At 72.8% G+C, this 22027-nt stretch carries 15 protein-coding genes; 7 read left to right on the forward strand and 8 right to left on the reverse strand.

What is annotated here, in order from left to right; all coding sequences use genetic code 11:
* Window positions 1–258 precede the first annotated feature (258 nt).
* Genes ACFWCH_RS11550 through ACFWCH_RS11560 form a run of 3 tightly spaced genes read right to left on the reverse strand, consistent with a single transcriptional unit; the run spans window position 259 to window position 3649 of the window.
* Entirely contained in the window at window positions 259–1161 is a 903-nt protein-coding gene (locus ACFWCH_RS11550) for a phosphotransferase (protein WP_378803560.1), read from the reverse strand.
* Window positions 1162–1168: 7 nt separating this feature from the next.
* Entirely contained in the window at window positions 1169–2590 is a 1422-nt protein-coding gene (locus ACFWCH_RS11555; RefSeq protein WP_378803561.1) for an aminopeptidase P family protein, read from the reverse strand.
* A gap of 36 nt (window positions 2591–2626) precedes the next feature.
* A complete protein-coding gene (locus ACFWCH_RS11560; RefSeq protein ID WP_136029982.1) occupies window positions 2627–3649 on the reverse strand; it encodes an endonuclease/exonuclease/phosphatase family protein in 1023 nt (340 codons plus the stop codon).
* 98 nt (window positions 3650–3747) lie between these two features.
* On the opposite strand from ACFWCH_RS11560, the gene ACFWCH_RS11565 reads away from it, so the two are divergent.
* Window positions 3748–4620 (forward strand): PHP domain-containing protein, encoded by an 873-nt coding sequence (locus tag ACFWCH_RS11565; RefSeq protein WP_378803562.1) that lies wholly within the window; start codon window positions 3748–3750, stop codon window positions 4618–4620.
* Window positions 4621–4725: 105 nt separating this feature from the next.
* Here the strand turns inward: ACFWCH_RS11565 and ACFWCH_RS11570 are convergent, their stop codons facing one another.
* A complete protein-coding gene (locus tag ACFWCH_RS11570; protein WP_247638580.1) occupies window positions 4726–6249 on the reverse strand; it encodes a DEAD/DEAH box helicase in 1524 nt (507 codons plus the stop codon).
* 195 nt (window positions 6250–6444) lie between these two features.
* Between ACFWCH_RS11570 and ACFWCH_RS11575 the strand changes: the two genes are divergently transcribed.
* Window positions 6445–7158 carry a ferritin-like fold-containing protein gene (locus ACFWCH_RS11575; RefSeq protein ID WP_136029975.1) on the forward strand — a complete coding sequence of 238 codons (714 nt, stop codon included), beginning with the start codon at window positions 6445–6447 and terminating at the stop codon, window positions 7156–7158.
* 18 nt (window positions 7159–7176) lie between these two features.
* On the opposite strand, the gene ACFWCH_RS11580 is transcribed toward ACFWCH_RS11575, so the two are convergent.
* Window positions 7177–7464, reverse strand: coding sequence for a hypothetical protein (locus ACFWCH_RS11580; RefSeq protein ID WP_136029973.1), 288 nt, complete (start codon window positions 7462–7464; stop codon window positions 7177–7179).
* A gap of 6 nt (window positions 7465–7470) precedes the next feature.
* Window positions 7471–7695 carry a DUF3107 domain-containing protein gene (locus tag ACFWCH_RS11585; protein WP_136029971.1) on the reverse strand — a complete coding sequence of 75 codons (225 nt, stop codon included), beginning with the start codon at window positions 7693–7695 and terminating at the stop codon, window positions 7471–7473.
* A gap of 151 nt (window positions 7696–7846) precedes the next feature.
* Between ACFWCH_RS11585 and ACFWCH_RS11590 the strand changes: the two genes are divergently transcribed.
* Complete coding sequence (locus ACFWCH_RS11590) at window positions 7847–11059, forward strand: ATP-dependent DNA helicase (protein WP_247638582.1); 3213 nt, start codon at window positions 7847–7849, stop codon at window positions 11057–11059.
* Complete coding sequence (locus ACFWCH_RS11595) at window positions 11023–14547, forward strand: UvrD-helicase domain-containing protein (protein WP_378803563.1); 3525 nt, start codon at window positions 11023–11025, stop codon at window positions 14545–14547. The genes ACFWCH_RS11590 and ACFWCH_RS11595 overlap by 37 nt, the downstream gene beginning before the upstream one ends.
* Here the strand turns inward: ACFWCH_RS11595 and ACFWCH_RS11600 are convergent.
* The gene (locus ACFWCH_RS11600; RefSeq protein ID WP_378803564.1) at window positions 14493–15872 is read right to left on the reverse strand and encodes a phosphotransferase; all 1380 of its coding nucleotides are present in this window, start codon (window positions 15870–15872) and stop codon (window positions 14493–14495) included. The two genes, ACFWCH_RS11595 and ACFWCH_RS11600, sit on opposite strands and share 55 nt — an antisense overlap.
* 64 nt (window positions 15873–15936) lie before the next feature.
* Between ACFWCH_RS11600 and nudC the strand changes: the two genes are divergently transcribed.
* Window positions 15937–16818 (forward strand): NAD(+) diphosphatase, encoded by an 882-nt coding sequence (gene nudC / locus ACFWCH_RS11605; RefSeq protein WP_378803565.1) that lies wholly within the window; start codon window positions 15937–15939, stop codon window positions 16816–16818.
* The gene (locus ACFWCH_RS11610; RefSeq protein ID WP_378803566.1) at window positions 16815–18536 is read left to right on the forward strand and encodes an ATP-dependent helicase; all 1722 of its coding nucleotides are present in this window, start codon (window positions 16815–16817) and stop codon (window positions 18534–18536) included. The genes nudC and ACFWCH_RS11610 overlap by 4 nt, the downstream gene beginning before the upstream one ends.
* An 822-nt stretch (window positions 18537–19358) precedes the next feature.
* Here ACFWCH_RS11610 and ACFWCH_RS11615 read toward each other — a convergent pair.
* Entirely contained in the window at window positions 19359–20792 is a 1434-nt protein-coding gene (locus ACFWCH_RS11615; protein WP_378803567.1) for a zinc-dependent metalloprotease, read from the reverse strand.
* Window positions 20793–20910: 118 nt separating this feature from the next.
* Here ACFWCH_RS11615 and ACFWCH_RS11620 point away from each other — a divergent pair, with 118 nt between their 5' ends.
* On the forward strand, window positions 20911–22002 hold the full coding sequence (locus ACFWCH_RS11620) for a PDZ domain-containing protein (RefSeq protein WP_206251501.1): 1092 nt from the start codon (window positions 20911–20913) through the stop codon (window positions 22000–22002).
* Window positions 22003–22027: the final 25 nt, after the last annotated feature.

Below are 22027 nucleotides of genomic sequence, written 5' to 3' on the forward strand. Positions count from 1 at the left end.
AGATTCCCCAGAACTTTTTCTCCGATTCGCGTAATGAATCGTGTGCGAGCCCGTCTCATCAGGTGGAGACGCCACACGAACTCCTCCGGGGGGCGGAGTTCGGGCGCCGGTGCGGGGGGTTCTGCGCCGGTCGGGTGGGCTCGGGAGCCTCGGGGGAGGAGTTCCCGGCCCGGCCCGCTTCCATTCAGGGGGACGGGCCGCCGATCTGGGGAGAACGGCGGCCCACCACCCCTCACTCCGCCAGACCGGAGGCAGCGGCTAGATCAGGCGGCGCAGGTCCGCGTCGGCGAGCAGCCGGCGCATCGTGGTGCGGCCGAGCGCGCTCATCGCCGGATTCGAGCGCTCGTAGTACCAGCCGAGGCCCGCGGCCTGCTGGAAGGCCCAGGCCGCGCCGCGCAACCAGGTCGTCGTGCCCACGTCGACCGCGTCCCGCAGCACCTCGCGCACCGGCGCGTCGAACAGGTGCCACGCGCACACCAGGTCGAGGGCGGGGTCGGCCGGACCGAAGTCGCCCCCGTCGAGCACACCGACCAGGCGGGCGCCGCCGTCCTCGGCGATCAACAGGTTGAACGGGGTGAGGTCGCGGTGGCTCATGACCACGTCCTCGGCGGACGGCAGCGACCGCAGCTCCGACCACAGGGCGGTGGCCGCGGCGACATCGAAGAGCGACCCGCTGCGCGCGAGGCACTCCGCGACCCACTCGTCGTGGTCGGCCAGCACTCCGCCGCGGCCCCGACCGTCGAACCCGCGCCCTGCGACGTCGACCGCGCGCAGCGCACGGATCAGCGCCCCGAGGTCACGCGCGAGGTCCGCGGCATCGGCGTGGGCCAGCGGGTCGGCCGGTCGTCCGGGCACCCACGTCTGCACCGACCACGCCGACGGGTAGTCGGTCGACGGCGGCACGACGCGCACGGGGACCGGGGTGGCGAACGGCGTGGCCTCGGCGAACTCGTGCAGGGCGGCCGCCTCCCTCCGCAGCTGCTGCTCGGTGGTGGGCAACAGCGGGAAGCGCGCCACGAGGTCGTCGCCGAGCCGCACGATGGTGTTGACCGTGCCCGCCGCGGGGACCCTGCGCAGCGGTCGACCGTGCAGGTCGGGTGCATCCCGGGCGAGCAGACGGTCGGCGAGGGTGTCGTCGACCGTCAGCTCACCGTCGTGCATCGCCGGGTCAGCCGCGGAGCCGGGCCATCCACGCCTCGACCTCGTCGGCCGTGCGCGGGATGTCGGCCGACAGGTTCACGGGGCCGTCCTCCGTCATCAGGATGTCGTCCTCGATCCGGACCCCGATGCCGCGCAGCTCGGCGGGCACCGTGAGGTCGTCGATCTGGAAGTACAGACCGGGCTCGATCGTGAAGACCATGCCCGGGGCGAGGATGCCGTCGTAGTACATCTCGCGGCGGGCCTGAGCGCAGTCGTGCACGTCGATACCCAGGTGGTGCGAGGTGCCGTGCACCATGTAGCGGCGGTGCTGACCGCCGGCGTCGGCGTCCAGCGCCTCCTCCGCCGTGACCGGCAGCAGACCCCACTCGGCGGTGCGCTCGGCGATCACGGCCATCGCAGCGGCGTGCACGTCGCGGAACCGCACGCCCACCCGGGCTGCCGCGAACGCGGCGTCGGCCGCCTCACGGACTGTCTCGTACACGCGCCGCTGCACGTCGGTGAAGGTGCCCGAGACCGGCAGGGTGCGCGTGATGTCCGCCGTGTACAGGCTGTCCGCCTCCACCCCCGCATCCACCAGGATCAGGTCTCCGGGAGCGACCACACCGTCGTTGCGCGTCCAGTGCAGGTAGCAGGCGTGCGGGCCGGACGCGGCGATCGTGTCGTAGCCCTCGCCGTTGCCGTCCTCGCGCGCGCGGCGGTGGAACACGCCCTCGACCACCCGTTCGCCGCGGGCGTGCGCGATCGCGGCGGGAAGCTCGCGGATGATGTCGTCGAAGCCGTTCGCGGTGATCTCCACCGCACGCCGCATCTCGGCGATCTCGAACTCGTCCTTGATGAGGCGCAGCTCGGAGACGACGCGGCTGAGGGTCTCGTCCTCGTCGAGGACGAGCTCTCCCTCGCTCGGGCGGAACTCGTGCAGGTGTGCCGTGGCGATCTGCAGGTCGGCGGCGACGCCGGCCAGCGAGGGGCGCGGGCCGATCCAGAACTCGCCGATCGTCGCGTCGGCGTAGAACTCGGTGGTGGTGCGGTCCGCGCGCTCGCGGAAGTAGAGGGTGACGTCGTGGCCGCCGTCGGTCGGCTCGAACACCAGGACGGAGTCGGGTTCGGCGTCCGACGCCCACCCCGTGAGGTGCGCGAACGCCGAGTGGGCGCGGAACACGTAGTCGGTGTCGTTGCTGCGCTGCTTGAGAGAGCCCGCCGGGATCACGAGGCGCTGCCCGGGGAAGGCGGCCGAGACGGCGGCGCGGCGCTTCGCCGCGAACGGTGCCTGCGCGCGCGGAGCCGGAACCGTCTCCGGACGCTCGGCCCATCCGGTCGAGATGGTGTCGAGGAAGCCCTGCGGGAAGGGCTGCTTGCGATTGGTCGAGCTGTTCTCGACGGGGGCTTCGACGGTCTCGTCAGCGATCGTGTCGCGTTCTCCGGTGCTCATCGCTCCAGTCTCTCACCCCGGGGCGCACGCGCAGGGTCAGCCGGCCGGTTCCAGCTGCACCACGAGCGCGCGGTGATCGCTGCCACCGGCGTCGTCCAGGACGACGGACCCCGTCGGGCGCCAGTTCGGAGAGGCCATCACGTGGTCGATGGGGGCCCCGGCCAGCGCGGGCAGGGAGCTGGGCCACGTGCCGGACAGACCGTTGCCCGTGCGAGAGGCGACGTCGCGGCAATAGCCCATGTCGCCCCCCTCCACGCCGAGCGACGCCATGTGGTCGACCGTGGCGTTGAAGTCACCCGCGAGGATGAAGTCGCCCGCCGGGCACTGGTCGGCGATCCACTGCAGGTCGCTCTGCCACTGCTGCATCTCCTCCATGCGCGGAGCGACCGCGTGCACGGCCACGATCGTCGGCCCGTCGCCGTCCACCGGCATCAGCACGACGCTCGGCACGGACCCGGTGTTGCTGCTGCCGTCCCTGGCGGACTCGATCACGGAGTACTCGCCCAGCTCGGGAGCGACCAGCACGGTCGTCTGCCACGACTGCGGGCCGTTCGGCACGTCGGGCCGGAACTGCACGTGGTGCACCCACATCGGGTGCCCCTGCTCCCGCAGCATCAACGCGATGCGCTCGCCGACCGCCTCGGTGGTCTCCGGCAGAGCGACGACGTCGGCACCCTGCTCCAGGATCCGTCGTGCGATCTCCTCCGCGGGAACGGCCTCGCCCGCCGTGTTCCAGGTCAGCACCCGCAGGCTGCTGTCGGTCGCGGCGGGGAGGGTGGCGCCGGTGAAGCCGCGCGTCGCGCCGATCACCCCGGTGGCCCCGGCACCCAGCAGCGCCACGATCAGGATCGACGCCGCGAACCCTCGGAGCGGCCGGGCCAGCAGCAGCAGGAGCGCCAGCACCGCGACGACGAGGAGCGCGCCGAGCACCAGGCCGCGGGCGGCGACCAGCTGCGCGAACGGGTAGGTCTGCTCGAGGCGGAAGAACTGCGGCCACACCACGATGGCCGTCGCGATCGCGAACAGCACGGTGAACAGGATCCCCAGGAGACGAAACATCCCCTCCAGCCTAGAAGCGACGCCTGTGAAAGCCCTGCCGCGACGCCGATCAGCGCGGCTGCGGATCCGCGGGTCCCGGCGCTCGCTACGCTCGGAGGATGCCCGCCGCGTCACACAGGTTCGCCGGTCCCGCCGACCTGCACCTGCACTCCAACCACTCCGACGGCACGGAGTCGCCCGCCGAGGTGATGCGGCAGGTGTACGCGCACGGTGTCCGCACGGCCGCACTGACCGATCACGACCGCACCACCGGCTGGACCGAGGCGGGCGACGCGGCGGTCGCCCTCGGCATGACGTTCCTGCCCGGAATGGAGCTCTCCGCCAAGCACGAGTGGCGCAGCGTGCACGTGCTGGGCTACCTCTTCGACCCGGACGACGCCGCGCTGAGCGCCGAGACGAACCGCATCCGCGACGACCGGATCGGACGGGCCGAGCGCATCGTGCGCAACATCGGTCGCGACTACGACCTGCAGTGGGACGACGTCGTCGCCCAGACCACGCTCGACGCCACGGTCGGCCGACCGCATATCGCCGACGCCCTCGTCGCGCGCGGCATCGTGCGGGATCGCACCGAAGCGTTCGACGGCATCCTGCACCCGCGCGAGGGCTACTACGAACCCCACTACGCCCCCGATCCGCTCACCGCCGTGCGGCTCATCACCGCCGCGGGCGGGGTGGCCGTCATCGCCCATCCCGTCACGGCCGGCCGCGACCGCATGATGCCCGTGGCGTACATCGAACGGCTGATCGACGCGGGGCTCGGCGGCTTCGAGGTGGACCACCGCGAGAACACCGCGCAGGGCAAGAGGATGCTGCGCGAGCTCGCGGCACGGCACGACCTCATCGTCACGGGGTCGAGCGACTACCACGGCAGCGGCAAGCCGAACCGCCCGGGGGAGAACACGACGGCCGAGGACATGGTGCAGCGCCTCATCGACCGGGCGTCGGGCTCCACACCGCGCTACCCCTGACGACGCGCTGCCGTCGAGTGGCCGTGGCGGCGGGACCCGTGAGGAACGACGAGGGGCGCCGCACGGATGACCGTGCGGCGCCCCTCGGACGATGATGCGGCCGGCTCAGGCGCCGGCGACGGGCGCGGCGCCGGCGGCACCGGAGCCCCCGCGACGACGACGGCGGCGGCGGGCGGGAGCCGGCTTGCCGTCGTGGTGCTCCTTGCCCGCACCGTCGTGCGTACCGGCGCCCTCGGCGCCGCGGTCAGCGGACGCAGCGGAGGAGCCTTCGGACGCGGTGCCGTCGGCGGCACCCTCGGCGAACGTCGAACCGACCTGGCTCGAGCCCGTGCGGCGGCGGCGACGACGACGCGTGCCCGCCTCGCCCGTGCCCTCGGCCGCGGCGTCGGCGGCGCGCTCCGGACGACGGGTGCGCTCGGTCTTGACCGGCTCCTTCTTCGGCGCGGAGACCAGACGGCCCTTGGTGCCCTCGGGGATGTCGAGGTCGGTGTACAGGTGCGGGCTCGACGAGTACGTCTCGATCGGCTCCGGCTGGCCGAACTCCAGCGCTCGGTTGATGAGGGCCCACTTGTGCAGGTCCTCCCAGTCGACGAACGTGACCGCGATACCCGTCTTGCCCGCCCGGCCCGTGCGACCCGCGCGGTGGAGGTACGTCTTCTCCTCATCGGGGATCGTGTGGTTGATCACGTGCGTGACGTCGTCCACGTCGATGCCGCGGGCGGCGACGTCGGTCGCGACCAGCACGTCCTTCTTGCCCGCCTTGAACGCCGCCATCGACCGCTCGCGCTGGTCCTGACCCATGTCGCCGTGCACGCCGCCCACGTTGAACCCGCGGTCGCTGAGTTCGTCGACGAGACGCTGAGCGGCCCGCTTGGTGCGGGTGAAGATGACGGTCTTGCCGCGGCCCTCGGCCTGCAGGATGCGGGCGATGACCTCGTCCTTGTCGAGCGAGTGCGCGCGGTAGACGAGGTGCTTGATGTTGGCCTGCGTGAGACCCTCGTCGGGGTCGTTCGCGCGGATGTGGATCGGGTTGGTCATGAACCGGCGGGCCAGTGCCACGATCGGTCCGGGCATGGTCGCCGAGAACAGCTGGGTGTGGCGCACGGCCGGGACCTTCTGGAAGATCTTCTCGATGTCGGCGAGGAAGCCCAGATCGAGCATCTTGTCGGCCTCGTCGAGCACGACCTCGGTCGCGTTCGACAGGTCGAGCAGGCGCTGACCGGCCAGGTCGATCAGACGGCCGGGGGTGCCGACGACGATCTGCGCGCCCGCCTTGAGCTGGTCGATCTGACCCTCGTAGGCCTTGCCGCCGTAGATGGCGACGACGCTGGTCGAGCGGTTGCTGGTGAGCAGGTCGATGTCTTCGTACACCTGCACCGCGAGCTCGCGGGTGGGGACGACGATCAGCGCCTTGACGCCGTGCTCCGGGTCCTTCCCGAGCCGCTGCACGACGGGGATGCCGAAGCCGAAGGTCTTCCCGGTACCGGTCTTGGCCTGGCCGATGATGTCCTGGCCAGGCAGGCCGAGGGGGATGGTCTGCTCCTGGATCGGGAAGGCATCCACGATGCCCTTCGCGGCCAGTGCGTCGACGATGTCCTGATCGATGCCGAGATCGGCGAAAGTTGTCACTGTTTTCAGATTGCCTGTCCGGCGACCCGCGGGGATCGCCACGTAAACGGAGCCACGCCGTCTCTTGTGCCACAGGCGCGGGGCCCCGCTCCGACGGCGGGGACAGGGACAGCCTACCGGAGCCCCTCTCTCCGCCAGGAAGAAGCGCGGGCCCGAGTATTGTGAACGACGTGGTGGACTCGGGAGGACGGCCTCGTGGTTAAGTGGTTCTGGCAGCGCGACCGTGCGCCGCGGCGCGCCCTCGCACTGCGCAGTCGCGGCGAGCAGGGCGATGCGACCCGGGTCGATTTCGCCGAGCTGGCGCCCGAGCTTCCGCGCTTCCTCGGTCAGGCCGCCTACCTGCAGCTCGGCTACTTCGAGACGCTGACGCGACTCATCCGCGCGACACCCGAGCTGTCCGAGAAGGAGGCCCTGTCGCGCGCGGCGGGTGCCGCACTCACCAAGCACCGCGGCATCGTCGACCTGATCGCCGAGCGCGGAGACGACCCCACGCAGCTGATGCTCCCCTTCCGCGAACACCTCGACGCGTTCCGCCGCAAGACCATCGGCGCGCGCCCCCGGGAGACGCTCCTCGCCGTGTACATCACCGCGGGCATGCTCGACGACTTCTATCTCGCCCTCGCGTCCAGCTACGGAGAGCCGGGGCGGCGCGTCGCCGAGATCCTGCGCGAGGACGACGCCAGGCACGAGATCGTCGCGATCATCCAGGAGACGATCGAGAGCGACGAGGAGTGGCGGTCGCTGCTGTCGATGTGGGCGCGGCGCCTCGTGGGCGACACGATCCTCGTGTGCCGTGCCGCGCTGCGACCCGAACTGCTCGCCGTCGAGGAGGAGCGCATCGAGCCGGTCTACACCGAGCTCATGGGCGCGCATGCTCGACGCATGGACGCGATGGGCCTCGCCTCCTGAGCGGGCGGGCCCGCCGGGTCAGATCCCGAGCGCGGCCTTCGTCTCGGCGTCCGAGCGCCGGCGCAGGGCGGTGACCCCGACCGCGACCGCGGCCGAGACCACCACGGAGCCGAGGATGCTCGCGAGCCAGAGCCACGGGCTGTCCTCGCCGACGCCCGCCCACTGGAGCACGGTGTAGAGGAGCGCCGCGGTGGCGGTGGCGACGGCCGGAGCCAGGGCCACGCCCCGGAGCTCACGGCCGCCGACGACGTAGTGCACGGCGATGCCGAGCGCGCACGCCGCGATCAGGGCGAGGAGGATGTACATCGGCGGTCAGGCGACGAAGCCGACGCGGCGCGACTCCTCGGTGCCCAGCTCGATGAAGGCGAGGTTCGCGGTCGGCACGATGTAGGAGTTGCCCTTCACATCGGCGAAGCTCAGGTGGCTCGCGCTCTGCTCCAGCGCCGCGGAGACCTGGGTGCGGACCTCGTCCGCCGAGGCGGCGGTGTCGAAGCTCAGCTCGCGGCCGGTGTTGATGATGCCGATGCGGATTTCCACGCGTGCTCCTTGAAGTTCGTCGGACTCGCCAACTCTATCGCGCGGCACCGGGGCCGGATCGGCCGTCGCCGCCGGTTTCGCCAGCAGCGCACAGCGCGCCCGCGCGGGGCGGGCGACGCCCATGTCGGCCGCTCCCGTTAGCGTGGAGGACATGACTTCGGATGCCGCTCAACGTGCCGTGATCATGGCGCCGCCGACCGCGTCCGGCGTCATCATCGGTGCCCCGGGCACCGGCAAGACGACGGTGCTGGTCGACCGCATCGTGCGGCTCATCGACGAGGAGGGGCTGCGGCCGGAAGAGGTGCTCGCGCTCACCCCGAGTCGACAGGCCGCGACGGCGCTGCGCGATCGCATCGGCGTGCGCGTGGGACAGGCGACCCCCGGCCCGCTCGCCCGCTCGCTCGGTTCGTTCGCCTTCCAGCTCGTCCGCGGGGCGATGGTGCGCGAGGGCGCCGAGCCGCCCGCGCTGCTGACGGGCGCCGACCAGGACCGCATCATCGCGGAGCTGCTCGCGGGAGACACGGAGGACGGCCGCATCGCCTGGCCCGAGTCGCTCAGCGCCTCCGTGCGGGCGTCGAGAGGATTCCGGTCGGAGCTGCGCGCGTTCCTGGCCGAGTGCACCGAGCTGGGCGTGCACCCCGAGGAGCTGCGGTCGTCGGGCAACGAGGTGTGGGCGGCCGCTGCGGAGTTCCTGGTGGAGTACCGCACGGTGCTCGACGCCCTGCGATCGGCCCACCGCGACGCGGCCGACCTGCTCAGCGAGGCGAGCGCGATCCTGCGCACGGCCGATGCCGCCACCCTCGGCCCGCTCGCGCCCGTGCGCGCGGTGCTGATCGACGATGCGCAGGAGCTCACGCGCGGGGGCATCGCGGTCGTCCGGGCACTGCTCGACCGCGGGGTCGCGGTGCTGGCCTTCGGCGACCCCGACATCTCGTCCGGGGCGTTCCGTGGCGCGAGCCCCGAGCTCTTCTCGCAGCTGGCGGGGGCGCTCGGCGACGTGCACGTGCTCGACGGGGCGCACCGACAGCACGCCGCGCTCACCGCGCTCACCCGCACCGTGACGCAGGCGATCGGGGTGTCGGGGCGCGTGGAGCATCGGCGGGCGCCCGCGCCGCTCGCGGGGGAGGACGAGGCCCCCGTCGTGTCCACCTTCCTCGCGCCGTCGCCCTACGAGGAGTTCGACCGCATCGCGGGGGTGATGCGCGACTGGCATCTGAGCGACGGAGTGCCGTGGGATCGGATGGCGGTGATCGCCCACGACACCCGTCAGGTCACCGCCCTGGAGACCGAGCTGGCGGCGCGGGAGATCCCCACGCGAGCCGCCGGGGTGCAGCGACCGCTCGGCAGCGAGGGGATCGTGCGCGACATCGTCGGGATCGTCCGTCTCGCGCTGACCCCCGACGAGGAGCGGACGGTACAGGCGTGGGAGGACGCACTGCGGACGCCGTTCGGGGGCATGGATGCGATCGCCCTCCGACGACTCAGGGCGCGGCTGCGGCATCTCGAACTCGCCGGCGGGGGATCGACGCCCGCGCGCGAACTGCTGCGTCAGGCTCTGTCGCAGCCCGCGACCCTCACCCTCATCGACGCCCCCGAGTCGCGCACGGCGGAGCGCTTCGCGGAGACGGTCGAGGCGGTCGCCAGGGCCGCCGCGGAGGGCGAGACCATCCACGATCTGCTGTGGCGCGTGTGGGAGCAGGCCAGGGCGGTGGACGGTCGCCGGCTGTCGGTGGCGTGGCGGGAGATCTCGCTGCTGCCGACCGGGGCGGAGACCGCGCGCTCGCTCGACGCGCTGGTGGCCCTGTTCGACGCGGCCAAGCGGTTCGTGGAGCGCACGCCGAACGAGAAGCCCGAAGTGTTCGTGCGCGACATCCTCGACAGCGAGGTCCCGGAGGACACGCTGTCGACGCCGGAGCGTCCCGGCACGGTCACCCTGCTCACCCCCGCGACCGCATTGGGCACGGAGTTCGACGCGGTCGTCGTCGCCGGGGTGCAGGACGGCGTCTGGCCCAACGTACGGCTGCGCGGCGGGCTCCTGCAGACGTGGCGGCTCCCCGGGGCGCTCGCCGCCGCCCGCACCGGTGTGCCCGACGAGCCGCCCGGTGTGCTCGACCGCCGACGGGCGGCCCTGCACGACGAGCTCCGTCTGTTCGTGCGGGCGATCTCGCGCGCCCGCGGCCGACTGCTGATCACGGCGGTCGACGACGACGACCTCACCCCCAGCCCGTTCTTCGGCTTCCTTCCGCCACCGGAGCCCCCGGAAAGGCATGCGTCCGCGGAGCACCCGCTCACCCTGCGGGGCCTGGTCGCGCGCCACCGGCGCACGCTCACCACGGTGACGGCCGAGCCGCTGCGGCGCGAAGCCGCAGCGCAATTGGCGGTGCTGGCGCGGGAGGGCGTGCCGGGAGCCGACCCGGCCGAGTGGTACGGCGTGCGGCCGGCATCCACGCGGGCTCCGCTGCGCGACCTCGCGACCTCGGGTGCCCGCGTGTCGCCGTCGGCGGTCGAGTCGTTCGAGGAGTGCGGCCTGAACTGGGTGGTCTCGGCCCTCGGCGGCGACACCGTCATGCCCCCGACGGCGGGAATCGGCACGATCGTGCACGAGGCCATGGAGCGCGTGCCCGACGGCGACCTCGAGCGCATGCGGGCGATCGTCGCCGAGCACTGGCCGGAACTCGACTTCGAGACCGAGTGGATCGGACGCAAGGAGCGTCGTCGTGCCGACCTCTTCGTCGACCGGCTGCACACGTATCTCGGCGATGTCGCGCGCGACGGAGGCCGGGTGCTCGGCAGCGAGGTCGAGTTCCGGTTCGCGGTCGATGCCCGGGAGGGCGCGGAGGAGCCGACCGTGCATCCGGTCGACGAGGAGCGGGCACACCGGGCGATCGTGCACGGGTACATCGATCGGGTGGAGTCGTATCCCACCGGTGCGGGTGACCACCCGCACGCGCGAGGACGGGGATGGGAGCGCATGACCGGCGACGCCGAGGGCACGACCGTGGTCGTCGACCTCAAGACGGGCAAGACCGACCCGGAGACCGACGGTGCGGTGCGGGAGCATGCGCAGCTCGCGGCGTACCAGATCGCCGTGCAACAGGGGCTGGTGCCGGGTGCGACCCCGAGGTCGCTCGGCGGCGCGCGACTCGTGATCGTCTCGAAGACCCTGGCGAAGAGCGACTACCGCATCGCCCATCAGCACGCGCTCGACGGCGACGCGCGGCGGCAGTTCCTGCAGCGCGTGGCGGAGGTGGCGCGGGGCATGTCGGCCGCGGGGTTCACGGCCCAGGTCGAGTCGCACTGCGCCGACACGCAGCGCCGCGTGCACCCGTGCCGCATCCACACGGTCCCGGCGGTGAGCTCGTGACCGTGGCGGCGCCCGAGGTGGTGCTCTCGGCGACCGACATCGCCGCGGCGCTCGGCCTGCCCACGCCGACTCCCGCCCAGCAGGAGGTGATCGAGGCCCCGCTCGAGCCGGCGCTCGTGGTGGCCGGGGCGGGCAGCGGCAAGACCGAGACGATGTCGGCGCGCGTGGTGTGGCTCGTGGCGACGGGTCGAGTGCGGCGCGACGAGATCCTCGGGCTGACCTTCACCCGCAAGGCCGCCGGCGAGCTGGCGGAGCGGATCGGTGCGCGTCTCGCCGTCGTCGACGAGTACGGCCGACGGGGACTGCTGCCGCACCTGCCCGCGATCGTCCGCAGCGACGCCCTCGACCGGGTGGCGGAGGCGGCGTCGGGACGGCAGCGCGACCTGGTGCGCGCCACGGTCCTCGACGACCTCGCCCGTCGGTTCGACACGGGTTGGGACCCGGCAGCGTCGCGGACGGCGGAAGACCTGATGATCCGACCGCGCGTGTCGACGTACAACGCGTTCGCGGACGGGATCGTGCGCGAGCATGCGGCCCGGATCGGCCGTGATCCCGATGTCGCCATGCTCAGTCAGGCGGCGTCCTGGATGCTGGCGCGGGAGGTGGTGCTCCGCAGCGACCTTCCGCAGCTGGAGGAGATCGACTACGCGCTCGGCACGGTCATCGACGCGGTGCAGCGCTTGGCCGGTGACGCGCTGGACCACCGGGTCGACCTCGCGCTGGCCGAGCGCATCGCGGTGGAGCAGGCGCGCGCGTTCGAGCCGTACCGGAGCAACGCCGACGTCGAGAAGGCGGCGATCAACCTGCTGAGCCTGCCCACGCTCACCGCCCTGGTGCGCGAGTACATCGCGGAGAAGCAGCGCCGGGGGGTGCTGGACTTCGCGGATCAGGTCGGCGGCGCCTACGACATCGTGGAGTCGGCCCCTGATGTGCGGGCCGAACTGCGCGAGCAGCACCGCGTCGTGCTCCTCGACGAGTACCAGGACACCTCGGTCATCCAGACCCGCTTCCTCGCCGAGCTGTTCCGCGATACGGCCGTCATGGCGGTGGGCGACCCGCATCAGTCGATCTACGGCTGGCGTGGAGCCAGCGCCGACAACCTCTACGCGTTCTCCCGGTCGTTCGCGAGCGCGGGGGCGGTGCGCACGTACAGCCTGATGACGAGCTGGCGCAACGATCGGGGCATCCTCGACATCGCGAACCGGGTGCTGGAGCCGCTGCAGCGCCCCGGACTGGACGTGCCGCCGCTGGAGGCGCGTCCCGGGGCGGGTGACGGCGGCGTGGAGGTGCGCTTCCCGCTCACGGTCGATGAGGAGGCGGCGGCGGTGGCGGACTGGTTCGTGCAGCGCCGCGCCGCACACGACGCGGGGGAGGGGGCACGGGCCGGATCCCCGCACACGGGCGCGATCCTGTTCCGCTCGAAGCGTCACATGCAGACGTTCGCAGCGGCGCTGGCGGCCCGAGGGGTGCCGCACCGCATTCTCGGGCTGGGCGGCCTGCTCGCCACGCCGGAGGTGGTCGACGTGGTGTCCACGCTGCGGGTCGTGCACGATCCCACTGCCGGTTCGGCCCTCATCCGGCTGCTGACCGGACCGCGTTTCGGGGTGGGAGTCGCCGACATGGCGGCGCTGTACGACCTCGGCCGCACGCTGGCCGAGCGCGACACGACGATGCTCCCGCTCCCGGACGAGGTGCGGGTGCGGCTGCGTTCGTCGCGCGGAGCGGACGAGGCCGTGTCGATCGTGGACGCGGTCGACGTGGTGCGCGCGGTGCGAGACGACTACCGCCTGCTCGCGGCCATCACCCCGGAGGGCAGGGCGCGGATCCGCGCCGCGGGGGAGATGCTGGAGCGGTTGCGCCGCGCGTCGTCGCAACCGATCCCCGAGCTGATCCGTCTGATCGAGCTGGAGCTCCGCCTCGACATCGAGCTCGCCGCGAACGAGACCCGCGGACCGGCGCGGATCGCGGCGACGCAGTTGCGAGCCTTCGCCGACGAGGTCCGTGCGTTCCTCGCCGCCGACGACCGCGGCACGATCGGCAGCCTCCTCGCGTGGCTCGACAAGGCCGAGAGCACGGACGAACTGATGCCGCGCCCCGAGCCGCCGGAGCCGGGCGTGGTGCAGCTGCTCACGATCCACGGGTCCAAGGGGCTCGAATGGGATGCGGTGGCGGTGGTGCGACTCGTGGTGGACGAACTGCCCGGTCGCATCGCCGACACGTCGGGCTGGTTCGGGTTCGGCGTGGTGCCGTTCGAGCTGCGCGGCGACCGTGACGCGCTGCCGAGGTTCACGTGGGATCCGGAGGACGCGGTGGGGGCCGAGACCGATCCGGTCAAGCGGCAGAAGCTCGCGCAGGCCTCGCTGTCGGGCGGCGCCACCCAGGCGAACCCTCAGGGCGGCGCACTCAAGCGCTTCAAGGACGCCTACCGCGAGTACCAGCGCCAGGAGGAGCGGCGCCTGGCGTATGTCGCGATCACCCGCGCCCGGAGCGACCTGCTGCTGACCGGGGCGCACTGGGCGGGGCAGAAGGCGCCGCGCACTCCGAGCCCCTATCTGCTGGAGGCGATCGAGGTGCGGGGCCTCGCGCCGATCGATGGCGTGGACCCCGACGAGAACCCGTACGACGGTCCGGGTGCGACCTTGCACTGGCCGCTCGACCCGCTCGGCGCACGGCGACCCGTGGTGATGCTTGCCGCGGCGGCGGTCGAGGAGGAGCTGCGATCGGGCACCGCGACCCCCACGCCCGAGCTGCAGCGACTGCTGGCGGAACGCGAGGCCCGCCAGCGGGGCACTGCGGCGGACGCTCCGACCCGTGTCCCTGCGTCGCGCTTCAAGGACTACGTCACCGACTACGCGGGAACGCTCGCGTCGATCGTGCGCCCCATGCCGGAGCGTCCCTATCGGCAGACGCGCCTGGGCACGCTGTTCCACGCCTGGGTCGAGCAGCGCTCCGAACTGGTGGGGGTCGGCTCCCGCGTCGATGAGGCGCTGTGGGAGCAGGACGAGGACGAGCCGTTCGCCGATGCCGTGTTCGACGGCGCCGGCCCCGGCGCGGTGGCCGACGCCGCCGACCTCGCGGTGCTGCAGCGCACGTTCGAGCAGAGCGAGTGGGGGTCGTTGCAGCCGCTGGCGGTCGAGATCGAGATCGACTTCGCGCTCGGTGCGGGCGGGGAAGGGTACGAGGACGAGCGCGGACACATCGTGATCTGCAAACTCGATGCCGTGTACCGCCGCGCGGACCGTGGCGGCCGCATCGAGATCGTCGACTGGAAGACCGGCCGCGCGCCCCGGACGGCCGAGGAGCGGGAGGAGCGGATGTTGCAGCTCGCGCTGTACCGCCTCGCGTACCACCGGCGCTTCGGGGTGCCGCTCGACGAGATCGACGTGGCGCTGTACTACGTCGCAGACGACCTCGTCATCCGCGGGGACCGGGTCTATTCGGAGGAGGAGCTTTTCCAGCGCTGGAGTGCCGCGCGCGCCGCCCGCTGAGCCTCTTCGGAGTCGTCCCCGTCGTCCGCGCCTCCGTCGTGGCCGCCCGGGGTGGGCGCCGCGTCGGCGTCACGCGAGCCGTGCGTCCCCGCGAACCCGGAGCGCACGCCGGAGAGGTCCTCGGTGTCGAGCTCGACCGCGCTGAAGCGCGGGGCGTCGCCCGCCGGAGCCTCGGCGTCGCTCCGCGTCGCACGACTCCACGGCCTGGGCGCGTCCGCTTCTACCGGAGTGGAGCCGGGCTCCGCGTCGTCCCGCGCCTCGGCGTCCGCGACCCACAGGTCGTCGGGGTTGTAGGCGTCGGTCTGCATGGACGTGTCGACCTCGGGCGCGCGGGCGACAGGGACCCGGTCGAGTGCCTCCATCGCGGAGTCCACGCCGCTGCGGCGCTCGGCGGTCGCGATCCCGCGGTCGTTCAGGCCCTCCGCGAGAGCGGTGAGCAGCGCGGCGGCGTCGTCGACGATGTCGGGGCGGTGCAGCGCGTCGCCGTGAACGAGCCAGCGCGCGAACTCGAGCTCGGCGAGCAGCCGGGCACGGGCGTCGAGCCCGGCGTCGGGGCCACGGTCGACGGTGCGGGCATAGGCGGCCTGCACATCGGTGGCGGCATCCGGCGCGGCCGACAGCCAGGCGAGGTCGACCGCGGGGTCGCCCACCGCGAGCCCGTGCCAGCCCACGAGCCCGGTGACCCGGGGGCCCTCGTGCGGGTCGTCGTCGAACAGGAAGGAGGTCGCCTGCACCCCGCCGAGGACGACGGTGGACTCGAAGCGCCACAGCTCGTCGTCCGCGATCGCGTCGCGCCAGCGCACGGTGAGCCGCGCGGGGACGCGGCCGGTGGCGGCGGCGGTGTCGACGAGTCGTTCGAGCTCGGCGCGGCTCTCGTCGGCGCTGCGCGTGGGGAGCCCCGCTCCGCGGACGACGGAGGTGGGCATGCCGTGCACGGCGGCGATCGCGGCGCCCATCGACTCGGCGGCACCGCGGCCGGCGGGCACCATCGGCGCCTCGATCTGGAAGCCGGGCAGCAGCTCGGTCACCAGTGCGCGTCCGTCGCCCAGGCGCGTCTCGCCCACGTACGCCGGGGCGCGGAAGGGCAGCATCGCGCGGGCGCCGTCGGTGAGCGCGCGCAACGCGATGGCCTCGGCCGCGAGCTCGCGCGCCGCATCGTCGTCGTCGGCCACGCGGATCGCCAGTTCCCTGCCGTCGGCGAGTGAGGCGACGGCGGAGTCGAAGCGGCCGTCGCCGTCGGCGGTGAGCGCTCGGGTGCCCGTGACCTCAGCGCCGGGAAGTGCGGCCGTCACCGCCGCGGCTAGAGTGAATGGAGAGCGTCCCATGCCCCCAGGGTAGGTGGGCTCAGGGGCGGTCCCGCCTCCGCCACGCCCGTGAAAGGGGGAGTCGATGAGCATTCCGCGTCCGTTCTTCGACCGCGCAGCGGAGCTCCGTGAGGAGCCCGGCGTGATCGACCGTCTGCGCAGCGAGGCCGAGACCGGGGTGATCGTCGTGCGCGAGGGCCGCGTGCGCGTGGTCGACTCAACGCTCGTCCGCGTCGCGCCCGACGCCGTGGGGGAGGCGACCTGGGCGCTGCTCGGCCGCGACGCCGACGGCGCGGTGCTGCTCCTGGCCGCCGCGCCGCCGGAGACCGACGCCGTCGACGCCGCTCCGGACGAGATCTGGCTCGGGCTGCGCGACCTGGGCGGTCGCATCGACGCCGGCGAGTCGGAGGTGCTGGTGGAAGCTGTCGCGCTCGCCGGCTGGTTGCGCGACGCGCCGTTCTGCCCGACCTGCGGCGGCGGTACCGAGCTGCGTCAGGCCGGCTGGTCGCGCCGCTGCCTGGTGTGCGGGCGCGAGCACTTCCCCCGGACGGATCCCGCGGTGATCGTCGCGGTCGAGAGCGCCGACGGTGAGCGGCTGCTGCTCGGGGCGAACGCCAACTGGGGCGGCCGCATGTACTCGTGCTTCGCGGGCTTCACGGAGGCGGGCGAGTCGCTCGAGTCCACGGTGCACCGGGAGATCGAGGAGGAGTCGGGGGTGCGTCTCTCCGACGTGCGGTACGTCTCCTCGCAGGCGTGGCCGTTCCCCCGCTCGCTCATGGTCGGATTCCGGGCCGTCGTCGAGGACGAGGCGGCCGCCCGCGCGGACGGCGAGGAGATCATCGACGTGCGCTGGTTCACGCGCGACGAGATCGGTTCCGCGCTCGCGGGGGAGGCGCCGGTCGGTCTCCCCGGCCCCGCGTCGATCGCGCGCGCCCTGATCGTGCAGTGGTACGAGGAGCGCGCGTGAGCGCACTCGACGCCCTGGACGAGCGGCAGCGGGCAGCGGCCTCCGTCCTGCGGGGCCCCGTCGCCGTGCTCGCGGGGGCCGGGACGGGTAAGACCCGTGTGATCACGCACCGCATCGCCCACGGCGTCGACACCGGCGCGTACTCGCCGTCGCGCGTGATGGCGGTGACGTTCACGGCGAAGGCGGCCGGCGAGCTGCGCGGACGCCTTCGTGCCCTGGGCGTGGAGGGCGTCGCTGCTCGCACGTTCCATGCGGCGGCGCTCGCGCAGTTGAACTTCTTCTGGCCCACGCTGGCTGGCTCGCCCGCGCCGTCGATCATCGACAACAAGGTGCGCATGCTCGGGCAGGCGGCCGACGCGCTGCGCCTGCGACCGAGCACGGCGACCCTGCGCGACATCGCCTCCGAGATCGAGTGGCGCAAGGTGTCGATGCTGTCGATCGACCGGTACGCGGAGCTCGGCCGACCCGTCAGCGGGATCGACGCGGGACAGCTCGTCGAGCTGATGCGCGGCTACGAGGCGCTGAAGGACGAGCGGCATCAGCTCGACTTCGAGGATGTGCTGCTCGCGTGCGCCGGGATGCTCGAGGCGGAGCCGCGGGTCGCGGCCTCGGTGCACGAGCAGTACCGCCACTTCACGGTCGACGAGTTCCAGGACGTCTCCCCGTTGCAGAACCGACTGCTCGAGCTGTGGCTGGGCGACCGCCGCGATATCTGCGTGGTGGGCGACGCAAGCCAGACGATCTACTCCTTCGCGGGCGCCGAGCAGCGGTTCCTGCTCGAGTTCGAGCGCCGCCACCCGGATGCCACGGTCGTGCGACTGGAGACCAACTACCGGTCGCAGGAGCCCATCCTGACGGCGGCCAATACGTTGATGCGGGGTCGACCCGGCGCACTCGAGCTCGTCCCGGCCCGCGAGCAGTTCACTGCGGACGCCCCGACCGTCACGGCGTACGACTCGGAGTCCGACGAGGCGGCGGGCATCGCGGCCGGTGTCGCTGCCCGGATCGCGGCCGGGGCCTCGCCCGCCGAGATCGCGGTGCTGTACCGCGCCCACGCCCAGTCGGCCGGGCTGCAGCAGGCGCTCGCCGCGGAGGGTATCGCCACCTCGGTGCTCGGCGGCACCCGGTTCTTCGCGATGCCGGAGGTGCGGCAGGCGATCCTCGCACTGCGGGCCGCGGCCGTGGCCCCGACCGAGCATGGCTTCCTGCCCGGTGTCCGCCGCGTGCTGAAGGAGCTGGGTCTGACGGAGGAGCCGCCCGCCGCGGGTGGTGCGCAGCGCGACGGCTGGGAGGCGCGCCGGGCGATCCTGCGCCTGGCGGAGGAGGCGGGACCCGACGAGACGCTGCGGTCGTTCAGTGACGCGCTGATGGCGCGGGCGAAGGACCAGCACGAGCCGACGCTGCGCACCGTGACCCTGTCCACGCTGCACGCGGCGAAGGGCCTCGAGTGGCCGCACGTATACCTCGCGGGCTGGGCGGAGGGCGCGCTGCCGATCTCCTACGCCACGACGTTCGAGGCGATCGACGAGGAGAGGCGGCTGGCGTATGTGGGCGTCACGCGGGCCGCGCGAACGCTGGAGATCTCCTGGTCGCGATCGGCAGGTCGAGGGGAGCGGGCACCGTCGCGGTTCCTGGCCGAGATGGGGACGACGGCTCGCGGCACAGGCATTCTGCGCGAAACGACACCGAACGCCACACGCGCCGCCCGTCGGCGCTGACCCGCACGAGCCGGGCGGGGTCGGACGAGGCGAGCAGGACGGCCGTGAGTCGAGCGGCTTCGCCGACTCGCGACGCGGGGATGCGCCCGGGGTCGCGCCCGATCAACTGACTGTGCACGAGGGGCCACGCGGGGTCGCGCTCGGTGTCCTCGATGTCGCGGCAGCTGAGACACGGCGTCTCGCCAGGAATCACCAGCGGGCCCACGGTCACGCGTCCCGGCTCGAAGGCCAGGGGCAGGTGCGGGCGGTCCTCGCGCAGGTGCACGGCGAACTGCACGGCCGCTGCCGCTCCCGGTACCAGCACGACCGCGACGGCATCCGCCTGATCCGGAGCGCCCGCCGGAACGCCTTCGTCGGCCAGGGCCTCCCGCAGTCGTCCTTCGGCCCGCGGATCCGTGAGACCGAGGCTGCTCGTCCAGACGGCCCGGAGGGGGGACAGGTCGTCGGTGAGTGCGGGGTCGACGAGGGCGAGCAGCCGTCGGGCGTCGTCCCAGGGGGCGCCCGCCGCATGGGCGATCACGTCGAACGCGCTGCGCCGGAATCCGCGGCGCATACGGCTGAGGAGCGGCTCCACCCAGGACTGCTCCGCGGGAAGGCGGAGGGTCCCGTCGTCGCCGAGTTGCAGCGTGGTGGCGTCGCGCCACAGCAGCGGTCGCGCCGGGTCGAGGCGGGTGAGGGTGGGCGGGGTGAGTGGCATCCGTCCGATTCTCGTGCGGACCGTCCGTGCGCGGAGAGCACGCGTGCGCATCGGTGGACAACTCGGGCGGGTGCCCGCGCCCGGGGAGGAGGAGTGCCGCGACGGTCGCGCCACGGCGGGCGGGCTCAGACCGGGCGGTCGCCCTCCGGCGCCGCATCGCCGTCCTGATCGCGGTCGTCGCGCTCCTCCGTGCCGTCGGCGGAGGTCGAGTCGCGCCCCTCCTCCTCGCCGGAGAAGTCGTCGCCGTCGAGCAGACGGGCGAGCGCCTCATCGAACTCGTCGGCCACGGGCTGCTCGCCGCGCTCGGCGGCCTGGAGCCGCGCGATGAGAGCCGTGGGGTCGTCGATGTCCTCGGCGCTCGGCATGAGGTCGGGGTAGTCCCACAGGGAGTCGCGCGCGGCCACGCCGACCGCGTCGGTCACGGCCTGCCACATCGCCGAGGCCTCCCTCATCCGCCGGGGGCGGAGCTTCAGCCCGACCAGGGCGCCGAGGGCGTCCTCCGCCGGGCCGCCGACCGCGCGGCGACGTCGCGCGGCCTCCGCGATCCGCGCGCCGTCCGGCAGCCGAGAGGTCGCCTGCGCGGTGACCACGTCGACCCATCCGTCGATCGTCGCGATGAGGTTCTCCAGCCGCGCGAGCGCCTCGCGCTGGGCCTCGGTCTGGGTGGGCAGCAGCGCGCCGCCCTCGATCGCGGCGCGCAGCTCCTCCGGATCGGAGGGGTCGAGCCGGCTCGCCACGTCCTCCAGGGCGTCGACGTCCACCGTCACGCCGCGGGCGAAGTCGGTGATCTGCGCCATCACGTGCAGGTGCAGCCACTTGGCGTGCCGGTACAGCCGGGCGTACGCCAGCTCCCTCGTCGCGAGGTACAGTGCGATCTGGTCCTCCGGGATCTCCAGGCCCTCGCCGAACGCGGTCAGGTTCTGCGGGATCACGGCCGCGGTGCCGGCGGGGAGCACCGGGATCCCCACGTCACCGCCCGAGACGACCTCGAGCGACAGGTTGCCCAGCACCTGACCGAACTGCGCGGCGAACACCGAGCCGCCGAGTCCGCGCATCAGCCGCCCCGCGCCCTGCACCACGCCGCGCATCTCCTCCGGCACCTGCGTGTCCAGGGCCGAGGTCAGCGCGTCGGCGATGCTGCTCGACACGGGGCCGGCGATCTCCTTCCACACCGGCAACGTCTTCTCGACCCACTCGCCGCGGGTCATGGCGGTGGGCGCCTCGGCGAGCTCGGAGATCGTGGTCGCCTCGCCGAGCCAGAGGGTGGCGAGCGCGAAGGAGTCCGCGATCGAGGTGCGCGAGCCGTCGGAGATGCCCTGGCCCTCGCGGTTGGCGATGTGCAGCGCCTGCCGCAGGGCGTTCTCCCACGGGTCGCCGCCGAACGCACCCTGGAGCTGCGCCATGATCGTCTGCATCATCGCGGGGTCGAGCGTGAACCCGTCCATGCCCTGGAAGGCGTCCCGCAGCGCTTCCGGGTCGATGTCGCCGCCGCCCTGGTTCGAGAGCATCCGGCGCAGGAACTCCTGGAAGTCCTCCGGGTTCGGGTCGTTGTCTGCCATGTCGCTCGCCCTCTCAGCACGTCTGTAGCCGTGGCATCTACGCTAGTCACAGGTTTCAGTGCGTGACCCCGGTGCGGGCAGATCGCTGTACGCCGCTCGCGAACGACGGAGGAATGCTGTGGAACGACCGCGCGCAGGAAAGCTCGGACTCGGTGTCTGGGCGCTGATCGTCGCGCTCGCCGCCCTGGCGGTGCTCACCTTCCTGCCGTCGCCGTACGTGATCCAGCGTCCCGGTCCCGTGTACGACACCCTCGGCACCGCCAAGAACGCCGACGGCGAGCAGGTACCGCTGATCAGCGTGGAGGGTGCGGAGACGTACGAGACGGGTGGCACGCTCGACCTCACGACGGTGCAGGTGGTCGGCAACCGCGAGCGCACGCCCAGCTGGTTCGAGCTCGCGCTGGCCTGGCTCGACTCCTCGCGGGCGGTCGTCCCGCTCGACTCCGTGTTCCCGGAGGGGGTGACCACGGAGCAGCGCGACGAGCGCAACGCGACGCTCATGGTCGACTCGCAGCACGAGGCCACGGCTGCAGCGCTCAACGAGCTCGGCTACGACACCGGCGCGCAGGTGGTCGTCGTGGGTGCGGTCGAGGACTCGCCGGCCGACGGGCTGCTGGAACCCGACGATGTGATCACCGCGGTCGACGGCACGCCCGTCACCTCGGCCACCCGGTTGCGCGAGGCGATCCAGGATGCGGGTGGCGACCCCGTCGCCCTCACCGTGCAGCGCGATGGCGCGGAGCAGGTGGTGGAGGTGACGCCCGAGAAGCACGAGGAGGGCGGGACCACGACCTGGCTGGTCGGCATCACCCTGCGCACCGACTACGATTTCGAGATCGACGTGACCATCCAGCTCGACAACGTGGGCGGCCCGAGCGCCGGCATGATGTTCGCGCTGGGCATCATCGACACGCTCACGCCCGGCGAGCTCAACGGCGGCAAGGACGTCGCGGGAACGGGCACGATCGACGCGGAGGGCGACGTCGGCCCCATCGGCGGCATCCGGCAGAAGCTCTACGGTGCGCGCGACGCGGGTGCCGACTACTTCCTGGCTCCGGCGTCGAACTGCGACGAGGTGGTCGGGCACGTGCCCGATGGCCTGCAGGTGATCCGGACGGCGACGCTGGAGGAGTCGCTGGCGGCGTTGGACGTCATCGCGGACGGCGGGGACACGAGCGGACTCCCGACGTGCGAGATCCCGGCCACCTGAGCCGGGTGGCCTTCCGCTCCGTGAC

Source organism: Microbacterium sp. NPDC060132 (genome assembly GCF_042729675.1).
In the GTDB taxonomy this organism is placed as follows: Bacteria; Actinomycetota; Actinomycetes; order Actinomycetales; family Microbacteriaceae; genus Microbacterium; species Microbacterium sufflavum.

Bases quoted from the DNA above. Each gene is read 5' to 3' on its own strand.
- ACFWCH_RS11550 (WP_378803560.1), bottom strand. From the start codon at position 1,161: ATGCACGACGGTGAGCTGACGGTCGACGACACCCTCGCCGACCGTCTG.
- ACFWCH_RS11555 (WP_378803561.1), bottom strand. From the start codon at position 2,590: ATGAGCACCGGAGAACGCGACACGATCGCTGACGAGACCGTCGAAGCC.
- ACFWCH_RS11560 (WP_136029982.1), bottom strand. From the start codon at position 3,649: ATGTTTCGTCTCCTGGGGATCCTGTTCACCGTGCTGTTCGCGATCGCG.
- ACFWCH_RS11565 (WP_378803562.1), top strand. From the start codon at position 3,748: ATGCCCGCCGCGTCACACAGGTTCGCCGGTCCCGCCGACCTGCACCTG.
- ACFWCH_RS11580 (WP_136029973.1), bottom strand. From the start codon at position 7,464: ATGTACATCCTCCTCGCCCTGATCGCGGCGTGCGCGCTCGGCATCGCC.
- ACFWCH_RS11590 (WP_247638582.1), top strand. From the start codon at position 7,847: ATGACTTCGGATGCCGCTCAACGTGCCGTGATCATGGCGCCGCCGACC.
- ACFWCH_RS11600 (WP_378803564.1), bottom strand. From the start codon at position 15,872: ATGGGACGCTCTCCATTCACTCTAGCCGCGGCGGTGACGGCCGCACTT.
- nudC (WP_378803565.1), top strand. From the start codon at position 15,937: ATGAGCATTCCGCGTCCGTTCTTCGACCGCGCAGCGGAGCTCCGTGAG.
- ACFWCH_RS11615 (WP_378803567.1), bottom strand. From the start codon at position 20,792: ATGGCAGACAACGACCCGAACCCGGAGGACTTCCAGGAGTTCCTGCGC.